Genomic DNA, 9,048 nt, shown 5'->3' on the forward strand with positions numbered 1-9,048 from the left:
AGTTAAGAAAAATCCAGGAGAAGAATTCATCATGCGACTGATTTTGCTCGGTCCCCCAGGCGCCGGAAAAGGCACGCAGGCCACATTCATCACCCAGAAATTCGGAATCCCGCAGATTTCGACGGGCGATATGCTGCGCACTGCCGTCAAGGCCCAGACTCCGCTGGGGCTCCAGGCCAAAAAAGTCATGGACGCAGGCGGCCTGGTTTCCGACGATCTGATTATTGGCCTGGTGCGAGACCGGCTACAGCAAGGCGACTGTCAACCCGGCTACCTGTTTGACGGTTTTCCACGGACGATTCCCCAAGCCGATGCGCTTAAAGACGCCCATATCCCACTGGACTACGTGGTGGAAATGGTCGTCCCCGAAGCGAACATCATCGAGCGCATGAGCGGGCGCCGCGTGCACCCGGCCAGCGGCCGTTCCTACCACGTCATTTTCAACCCGCCCAAAGTCGCCGGCAAAGACGACATAACCGGCGAGCCTCTCGTACAACGCGCGGACGACCTCGAAGAAACGGTGCGCCATCGACTCGCCGTCTACCGCGATCAAACCCGCCCGCTGGTCGCCTATTATTCAAGCTGGGCTCAAAGCGGTGCTCCCGAAGCGCCCGTGTTCCGGCAAATATCCGGACTGGGCAGCGTTGACGAAATCAAGCTGCGGGTTTTCGAGGCGTTGCAACCCTGACCACTGTCTGCGCGATCGCCGGCGGCCAATTCGCGCTCCACACACCGAGACTCATCCATGGACATCAAGAACAAAGTATTCATCGTCACGGGCGGCGCCTCGGGACTGGGCGCCGGAACCGCGCGCATGTTGGCGGCCGAGGGCGCTCGCGTCGTGCTGGCCGATCTGCAAGATGAACTGGGACAGGCCGTAGCCCAAGAACTGGGACAAATCTACGTACACTGCGACGTCACCCAGGAAGCCGATGGCCAGGCAGTCATCGCCGCCGCCCGCAAACTGGGGCCGATCTTTGGCCTGATCAATTGCGCGGGTGTGGCGCCAGCCTCACGCATCGTGGGGAAAAACGGCCCTCATGCGCTGGACCTTTTTCAAAAAGTGGTCATGATCAATCTGGTCGGCACCTTCAACATGTCGCGCCTGGCCGCGGCGGCCATGAGCGAAAACACGCCCGAGCCTACCGGCGAACGCGGGGTGCTGATCAATACCGCCTCGGTAGCCGCCTATGACGGCCAGATAGGCCAGGCGGCTTACGCAGCCTCGAAAGCCGGGGTTGTCGGCATGACCTTGCCGGTGGCGCGCGATCTATCCAAGGTAGGCATACGCTGCTGCACCATTGCACCCGGCATTTTTGGCACCCCCATGATCTTCGGCATGCCCCAAGAAGTGCAGGACTCACTGGCGGCCAGCATTCCTTTTCCCTCTCGTCTGGGCCGCCCCGAAGACTACGCCAAGCTGGTCAACAGCATCATTACCAACGAAATGCTCAACGGCGAAACCATACGCCTGGATGGCGCTATCCGCATGGCGCCAAAATAAACGAGCCACGCCCCATGAGCCTGTTTCGGTCGGCCGCAACAATCAGCAGCTTTACGCTATTTTCACGCATTACCGGCCTCGCGCGCGACGTGCTGATCGCCAGCACGTTCGGCGCCGGCCCCCTGACCGATGCCTTCTGGGTTGCCTTTCGCATCCCCAACCTATTGCGCCGCCTCTTTGCCGAAGGCGCGTTTTCGCAAGCCTTCGTGCCCATACTGGGACAGGCGCGGACCAAAAACTCGCCGCAGCAAGTGCATATTCTGCTCGATCGTGTGGCTCTGTTGCTGACCGTCGCTCTGATGACCGTGACGCTGCTTGGCATTCTGGGAGCGCCGTGGGTCGTCACCGCCATGGCCAGCGGCTTGCGCGGCGCATCCCGTCAAGCCGAATTCCAGGCGGCCACCTGGATGACCCGGCTGATGTTCCCCTACATTATCTGCATGTCGCTGGTCGCCTTCGCCTCGGCCGTGCTCAATACCTGGAGCCGCTTTGCCGTGCCGGCATTTACCCCGGTGCTGCTGAATTTCTCGATGATCGGGGCGTGCCTGTTCCTGACCCGCTATGCCGACGTTCCCATCTATGCGCTGGCGATCGGAGTGATGATAGGCGGCCTGGCCCAATTAGTCGTGCAGTGGATCGCCCTGGCCCGGCTCGGCCTGCTGCCGCGCTATTCGTTCAGGGTACGCGAAGCCTGGCGGGACCCCACCGTTAAACGCATCATGCGCCAAATGCTGCCGGCCATACTCGGCGTATCGGTGGCGCAGGTTTCTCTGCTTATCAACACCAATATCGCCACCTGGCTTGCTCCGGGCAGCGTCACGTGGCTTTCCTTCGCCGATCGGCTGATGGAGTTTCCAACGGCGTTGCTGGGCGTTGCGCTGGGCACGGTCCTGCTACCCAGCCTGTCGGCAGCCCATGCCAGACAAGATCACCAGAGCTACAGCGCCTTGCTCGATTGGGGTTTGCGCCTGATGCTGCTGCTGGGCCTGCCAGCCGCGGTGGGGATGGCCCTGCTGTCGAACGGCCTGGTCGCCACCCTGTTCAACTATGGAGCATTCAACGCCCATGATGTGCTGCAAACCCGCCTGGCCGTCATGGCGTATTCAGTCGGCCTGGTCGGGCTGTTATCCATCAAGATACTGGCGCCAGGCTTTTATGCCAAACAGGATATACGCACCCCGGTCAAAATCGCCATCTTCGTGCTGATCCTGACTCAAGTCTTTAATGTGATTTTCGTCCCGTATTTCGCCCACGCGGGGCTCGCGCTATCGATTGGCCTGGGCGCCAGCGTCAATGCGCTGTGTCTGCTGCGGGTATTACGGCAGCGAAAAATCTACACGCCCAGCGCCGGCTGGGGCCGCTTCGCCCTGCGAGTCATCCCGGCCCTGGCGGCCCTGGCAGCCGTACTGCTTGCCGCCAACCATGCCATCGACTGGGTCGCGCTGGCACCTCACGCCGGGCGGCGCCTTCTGTGGCTGGCCGGTGTGCTGCTGGCCGGTGGCCTGGCCTATTTTGCCGCCTTGTTCCTCTGCGGCTTTCGCCCCAGCGACTTCACGCGCCGGGGCATGGGTTCGTAGTTGTAGCGGCAGCCCTTGTGGCTGCCAAAACCCCTAAACAGCCAAGACCGTATTTTGCGTCGATGACAGGCACAAGGCCTGTCGCTACAAAAACGGTTCCATCGCTAATGTGGCTACCATCCAAAAACGTCTTAAAACATCACTTTACATAGCAACCTGCCTCCTATACAATAGCTGTCTTTGCTGGGCAAAATCAGCATGTTTTGGCATTGTGTTGCTAGTTTTATATAGTTATAGCGACGCAACCCGCGAAGCAGAAACCTGAACGCCGCCCCTAGCGCCACTAACACTTACTTATATCGTCACTAATTACCACTCATGGCCAATACTGTCCAAGCTCGTAAACGTGCCCGCCAATCGGTTGAGCGCAATAAACACAATTCCAGCCTGCGCTCTGCGCTTCGCACCTCGATCAAGCGTGTGCGTCAAGCCATTGAGTCTGGCGATAAGGCCGTTGCCAGCGATATTCTGCAAAAAGCAACCAGCATAATCGACCGCATCGCCGACAAGAACATCATTCATAAAAACAAGGCCGCTCGCCACAAGAGCCGCCTTGCCGCCGCTGTTAAAGCACTGGCCTGATTCGGCACTTGCTTAACAAGCACCGGGACTTGCTCCCGGCAGTAAAAAGGACGGCACTAGCCGTCCTTTTCTATTTATACCCACATCCAGGCTGCCATGACCAAACCCACCCTTCTGCAACGACTCCCCCTGGGCCAGCAAGCCGATACCCTGGCGCGCCTGGAACAAGACTTCGACGTGATCCAGCTCTGGCAAGCCGACGACCAGGACGCGGCGCTGGCCGCCTGTAAAGACCGCGTCGTGGCCGTAGTGACGGGCCCGTCAACCCCGACTCCGGCTGAATTAATCGATAAGCTCCCTCAGTTGAAAGCGATTTGCAGTTTCGGCGTGGGATATGACCATATCGATGTGGACCATGCCCACAAAAAAGGCATACAAGTCAGCAATACCCCAGATGTCCTCAACGACTGCGTGGCCGACCTGACCTGGGGCCTAATCCTGGCGACCGCGCGCCACATCAGCCACGCCGAACGCTATGTGCGCGCCGGACAATGGGGCAATGGCCCACGCCTGCCCCTGGCCACCAAAGTCAGTGGAAAAAAACTGGGCATTCTCGGCTTGGGACGCATCGGCCGGGAAATCGCGGAACGCGCCCGCGGCTTCAAAATGGACGTGCGCTACCACAGCCGCCGCGCCCATCAGGATGCCGGCTGGCCGTACGAGCCCTCACTTCTCGAGCTGGCACGCTGGGCCGACTTCATGGTGGTAGCTACCGTGGGTGGCCCCACAACCCGCCATCTTGTCAATCAGGCCGTCATTGAAGCGCTTGGCCCCAAGGGCGTACTGATCAATATTTCTCGCGGCTCGGTCATCGACGAAACGGCACTGGTGCATGCACTGGAAAACGGCCAACTGGGCGCGGCGGGCCTGGACGTGTTCGAAGCCGAACCCAAGGTGCCCGATAGCCTCAAGCACCTTGATAACGTCGTTTTGCTGCCGCATATCGGCAGCGCTACCGTTGAAACCCGTTGGGCCATGGTCGACCTGGTATTAAGAAATGCCCTGGCGTTCGCCCAAACAGGCCAGGTTCTTACTCCTATTCTGAATTAAAGTCGTCGAGGTGAACGGGGCATATCAATCCGAAGCGGGTTGATGAATCACGACGCCGTTCTTTATCACCCACCGCCGCCGGGGCCTTTTGACGACGAGCTCGCCCGGGGTCCGCGCCCGCGCCACGACAAGATCCGCCTTGCAACCGGGGGAGACGCCGTATCGGTCCAGCTGAAGCACGGAGGCGCTGCCCGTTGTCACGATGTCAAGGGCGGTCCGGATATGGGCATCTTTACGCCATTCCGAGCGATACGCAAGCAGCCAGGCCCGCTCGAGCATGTCGCCCGTACCGAACGCTGACCACAAATCGTCGATATTGTCATTACCCATCCCTAGCGCCACCCCAGCCTCGAGCAGCATGTTTGTGGGCAGCAGCGGCCGGTCGTAGGGGAGTGCCGTGATGATTGAAATCCCGTGTTCGGCCAGCGTTTCGGCCAGTCGCTGCTGCATGGCGGGCTCTACCGTACCCAGCGCAAATGCGTGACTGACCGTCACCCTGTTCTGCATGCCGTGGGCTTTGGTGTACTGTGCGATCAGCTCCAGCTCCCAGGCGCCCAGTGTGCCTGGGTCATGCAGGTGGATGTCGATCTTGCAGCCGGCTTCGTCAGCGACCTCGAAGATTGCGCGCAACTGGCCGTGAGGGTCGCCATCGTAGCCTGCCGGGTCCACGCCTCCGATTGCAACGACGCCTTGCATGCGCGCCGCCTTGCGCAGGAGCGCATGCGTGCCGGGGGCCTTGACGACGCCACTTTGCGGGAATGCGACCTGCTCAACTGAAACGAGGTCTGCCGCACGGTCGCCGACCTCCTGAATCAGCTCGATGCCTCGCAAGCCGACTTCCGGATCGACGTCGGTATGTGTGCGGACATGGGTTGTGCCCAAAGAAACCATATGACGCAGCAGGGTGTCGGCATAGGTGGCGTTGGGTAGTCCGTATTCGGCGTTCTTCGCTTTCAGCGCAATACGCTCGGCGATGGTCGACGCGCTACGCTCGGCCAGCCATGGACCAGACCACAACGTTTTATCCAAATGGCAGTGCGCCTCGACGAGCCCTGGAATGACGATGCAATCGGCCGCATCGATGACCTCGCCCGGCACCTCTGCCGGGTCGATCGACGGAGCCACGGAATCGATCACCCCGTTGCGGATCAACATATCGGCCCGGGCGCCCAGGGGAAAGATATAGCCGTTTTTGATAAGAATCGACTTGCTCATTGTTTACCTTTCAATCACGAATTGCGCGATTGCAGCAGCAGCCACGTAGGTTGTCGTGTAGGTGACCAGAGCAACGACCACCACCCGCCAGCCAAGCTTGCGCAGCAACGCGACGTCTCGGCCCAGAGACAGCCCCACGAACCCCAGAGCGGGCACGCCCACGCTGATGAGGTCCAGGTGCGAGACCCAACGTGCAATGACCGGCCCAAAGGGTAGGTACGAGGTGGTGAGTACGACACCGATGCTCAATGCCCAGATGACGGCGGGAACCTGGGGAATGAGGCGGCGCAAGGCCAGGCTCAGCGCGGTTACGGCACACAGAATGACCATCCCCAGGATGTCGGTCGAGGCGTAAGATTTTGGGCCGACCCAGTTTGCGATCAATGCCGCAATGCCGAGCGCCACCAGGGCCAAGGTGGCCTGGAGGAGGCCTTTCAGTTGTATCGGGGGTGTTTTTTCAAGATTTGCGGAGGCTTCGGCCACGTTGCTGACGAGTTCAGGGTCGCGCCGAAACACCTTGCACCAGAAAGCATAAAGTCGCTGGGCAAGAGGTAGGGCGATGTAGTAGCCGGCATAGATGCCAACGATGTTCGTGACGAGGTTCGAAAGGCCCGCAAGCACGAAAATCTGGTCCTTGATCTCTGGATGCACGACCGACAGCGCGGCTGCGGCGCCGGCCATCATGGAGGCGGAGCCCACACCTGCGCCAAGCGCAAGTGCCAGGGGGTTGAAAATGCCCGTACTGGCGAGGACGCCGGCAAGCAGCGATACGTAGAGCGCACCGAACACGCTTCCCAGCAGCCAGACGGCAAAGGTGCCACTGTATTCCGGGGAGTCGCCGCCGAAACGCTCCAGCATATAGCCGAGTTGCGGCTCGCGGTCGATCGAAAATGTTGCGCCTATTGCGGCACGCCCGAGCCCCAGGGCGACACCAATCGGCAGCGCAAGGATCACGGTGCCAAATACGTGGCCGACTTCCTGCAGCATGATGGCTGCGCCAGCCTGTTTGATCTCGCCCAGGCTGGGTCCGATAAGCATGCCCAGACGAGTCAGAAAAATGGTGATGCCTATCATCATCAGACTCATGCTGACGTCCTGGATCGGCTGGGACAGGGGCTTGAATCGCTGGATGCTCACAAACCCTGCGATGAGCACAACCCATATGATGGGGAACAGGACGATGGCACTAGTGCCGAGTTTTATCTTATAGGTGCCGATGAGTTGAGCAATGATCGACAACACCAGCGCGAGAACGCTGGCCGCAAGGATGAGTTTGACACCACTGAGCCCTGGCGGGTGACTCGCGACATTGGCCTTATTCATTTGAGAGCATCCTTTCTTGTGAATTTGAATGGTGTACTGCATGAAAACCGTCCGACTGCGTGAACCACGGGCCACACACTAGCGAATCACTTCTTGTTCAGCGCCTGCCAGCGCCGATATACCTTGATCGCACCCTCGTCATTTTTTTGAACCATGGGCAGGCGGCGCGCACCGATCGGTTTGGCGAACTCGTCATAGAACGTGTCCAGTTCGAAGTACTTGCGATCGTCCTTGTAGAACGGCGCATAGTCGTCGCGAGTCGTGATATAGATGACCTGCTTCGGGCTGCAGTAATACAGCGAACCCAGGCACATCGGACACGGGCTGGCCAGGATGTAGATATCACAATCGGTGAGATGCTCGGTGCCGAGTCTTTGGCATGCCTCACGTATGGCCAGGATTTCCGCGTGCGCGGTAGGGTCGTTGGTCTGCGCGACCCGGTTCGGGCTTTCGGCAATGAGTTCGCCGTCGCGAACGATGACTGCGGCAAACGGGCGCCCACCCTCTTCCACATTCTTCATCGCAAGATCGATGGTGCGCTTCACAAAATCCACGGGAACGTACCTCCTGGGCAACAAGTGGTGACGGGATCAGGCCCGCGACAGTGCGTGCGCGCCGGCACGGACCGTCGACGGACAGATCGCTGTCGAGTCGATGGGGCGAAGATTACGCTCTAACTTACATAAGATAAAATATCGATTTATAATCAAGCCTATTTGTTTTACTTATAATAAACATGCTGCTTCGACACATCAATTACTTCTTGGCCGTGGCGAGGAACCAAAGCTTCACGCGCGCGGCTGCCGCCCTGCATGTTTCTCAACCCGCACTGTCGCAACAGATCAAACAACTCGAAGATTCCCTCGGAGCGAAGCTTTTCGACAGGACAGGGCGCACGATCCGTCTGACCGACGTGGGTGAGGTGTACTTTCACTACGCACGTCGTGCCCTGCAGGACTTGGACGAAGGCAAACGCGCCATCCACGACGTCGCCGATCTTAGCCGCGGGTCGTTGCGCGTCGCGGTCACGCCTACCTTCACCGCCTACCTTGTCGGCCCCCTGGTCAAAGCATTCCACGACCGGTATCCGAACGTCACGCTAACCATCCACGAGCTACCTCAGGAACGGATGGAAACGATGCTGCTCGACGACGAGCTCGACATCGGCATCGCGTTCGACGAAGCGCACTCACACGACATCAATGCCCGGCGCCTGCTGGACGAAACCCTTGCTCTGGTGGTGGGGCGGGATCACCCTCTGGCAAAGAGGCGCATTATGAACCTGGACACGCTGAACGAACTATCGCTCGTTCTTCTTAGCACGGAATTTTCTACGCGCGAGCAGATCGACCAGTGCTGCCTGCAGCATGGCATCCGCCCTCGGGTATCAATGGAGGTCAATTCAGTCAGCGCCGTCATCGAGATCATCCTCAGGACGACTCTGTCCACGCTGCTGCCGGCCATGATCGCCTTCGAACACGAAGAGCTGAAAGCCATTACCCTGGATCCTCCACTTCTGCAGAGAACCGCAGTTCTCATGCGGCGCAAAAGGGCTTACGAGACAGCCGCCGCGCGGGCGTTCATTGATCTGGCGTCGAAAGCCGCGGCGGCGGCCATGAAACACACTCGGCTCAATCGCCGCTGACGCGCGGGATTCTCTGACAACCAATTCTTGGTCTGTGGGTCGTCCTTCTAGGGCATTTTCGGTTGAAGTGTTTACGGAACTGAACGGGTTTCGTGTCGCTGTTTTTTTGAACCGCTTTGGGTGGGGGGATCGTTTTGGGCGGGGTCATTCTA

General features: G+C 59.4%; 9 protein-coding genes. 6 read left to right on the plus strand and 3 right to left on the minus strand.

Annotated elements, in window-relative coordinates:
• Window positions 1-31 precede the first annotated feature (31 nt).
• The 5 genes from adk (at window position 32) to EDC26_RS14710 (ending at window position 4,713) form a co-directional block, all read left to right on the plus strand.
• On the plus strand, window positions 32-688 hold the full coding sequence (adk, locus tag EDC26_RS14690) for an adenylate kinase (protein WP_132583927.1): 657 nt from the start codon (window positions 32-34) through the stop codon (window positions 686-688).
• A gap of 57 nt (window positions 689-745) precedes the next feature.
• Window positions 746-1,504 carry a 3-hydroxyacyl-CoA dehydrogenase gene (locus tag EDC26_RS14695; protein ID WP_132583929.1) on the plus strand — a complete coding sequence of 253 codons (759 nt, stop codon included), beginning with the start codon at window positions 746-748 and terminating at the stop codon, window positions 1,502-1,504.
• 14 nt (window positions 1,505-1,518) lie between these two features.
• Window positions 1,519-3,081 carry a murein biosynthesis integral membrane protein MurJ gene (gene murJ / locus EDC26_RS14700; RefSeq protein WP_132583931.1) on the plus strand — a complete coding sequence of 521 codons (1,563 nt, stop codon included), beginning with the start codon at window positions 1,519-1,521 and terminating at the stop codon, window positions 3,079-3,081.
• Window positions 3,082-3,399: 318 nt separating this feature from the next.
• Entirely contained in the window at window positions 3,400-3,663 is a 264-nt protein-coding gene (gene rpsT, locus EDC26_RS14705) for a 30S ribosomal protein S20 (RefSeq protein WP_132583933.1), read from the plus strand.
• Window positions 3,664-3,759: 96 nt separating this feature from the next.
• Entirely contained in the window at window positions 3,760-4,713 is a 954-nt protein-coding gene (locus tag EDC26_RS14710; protein WP_132583935.1) for a 2-hydroxyacid dehydrogenase, read from the plus strand.
• A 24-nt stretch (window positions 4,714-4,737) separates the two neighbouring features.
• On the opposite strand, the gene EDC26_RS14715 is transcribed toward EDC26_RS14710, so the two are convergent.
• From EDC26_RS14715 to EDC26_RS14725, 3 genes are all read right to left on the minus strand, one after another.
• Complete coding sequence (locus tag EDC26_RS14715; protein WP_132583937.1) at window positions 4,738-5,928, minus strand: amidohydrolase; 1,191 nt, start codon at window positions 5,926-5,928, stop codon at window positions 4,738-4,740.
• A gap of 3 nt (window positions 5,929-5,931) precedes the next feature.
• Complete coding sequence (locus EDC26_RS14720) at window positions 5,932-7,251, minus strand: DUF3100 domain-containing protein (RefSeq protein WP_132583939.1); 1,320 nt, start codon at window positions 7,249-7,251, stop codon at window positions 5,932-5,934.
• Window positions 7,252-7,337: 86 nt separating this feature from the next.
• Window positions 7,338-7,805, minus strand: coding sequence for a nucleoside deaminase (locus EDC26_RS14725; protein ID WP_132583941.1), 468 nt, complete (start codon window positions 7,803-7,805; stop codon window positions 7,338-7,340).
• A gap of 182 nt (window positions 7,806-7,987) precedes the next feature.
• Between EDC26_RS14725 and cynR the strand changes: the two genes are divergently transcribed.
• The gene (gene cynR, locus EDC26_RS14730) at window positions 7,988-8,896 is read left to right on the plus strand and encodes a transcriptional regulator CynR (RefSeq protein ID WP_132583943.1); all 909 of its coding nucleotides are present in this window, start codon (window positions 7,988-7,990) and stop codon (window positions 8,894-8,896) included.
• Window positions 8,897-9,048: the final 152 nt, after the last annotated feature.

Origin of the sequence: Paralcaligenes ureilyticus (assembly GCF_004346225.1) — a bacterium.
GTDB classification, from domain to species: Bacteria; Pseudomonadota; Gammaproteobacteria; order Burkholderiales; family Burkholderiaceae_B; genus Paralcaligenes; species Paralcaligenes ureilyticus.

Excerpts from the sequence above, each read along its gene's own strand:
- adk (WP_132583927.1), top strand. The coding sequence starts at position 32 with ATGCGACTGATTTTGCTCGGTCCCCCAGGCGCCGGAAAAGGCACGCAG.
- EDC26_RS14695 (WP_132583929.1), top strand. The coding sequence starts at position 746 with ATGGACATCAAGAACAAAGTATTCATCGTCACGGGCGGCGCCTCGGGA.
- murJ (WP_132583931.1), top strand. The coding sequence starts at position 1,519 with ATGAGCCTGTTTCGGTCGGCCGCAACAATCAGCAGCTTTACGCTATTT.
- rpsT (WP_132583933.1), top strand. The coding sequence starts at position 3,400 with ATGGCCAATACTGTCCAAGCTCGTAAACGTGCCCGCCAATCGGTTGAG.
- EDC26_RS14710 (WP_132583935.1), top strand. The coding sequence starts at position 3,760 with ATGACCAAACCCACCCTTCTGCAACGACTCCCCCTGGGCCAGCAAGCC.
- EDC26_RS14715 (WP_132583937.1), bottom strand. The coding sequence starts at position 5,928 with ATGAGCAAGTCGATTCTTATCAAAAACGGCTATATCTTTCCCCTGGGC.
- EDC26_RS14720 (WP_132583939.1), bottom strand. The coding sequence starts at position 7,251 with ATGAATAAGGCCAATGTCGCGAGTCACCCGCCAGGGCTCAGTGGTGTC.
- cynR (WP_132583943.1), top strand. The coding sequence starts at position 7,988 with ATGCTGCTTCGACACATCAATTACTTCTTGGCCGTGGCGAGGAACCAA.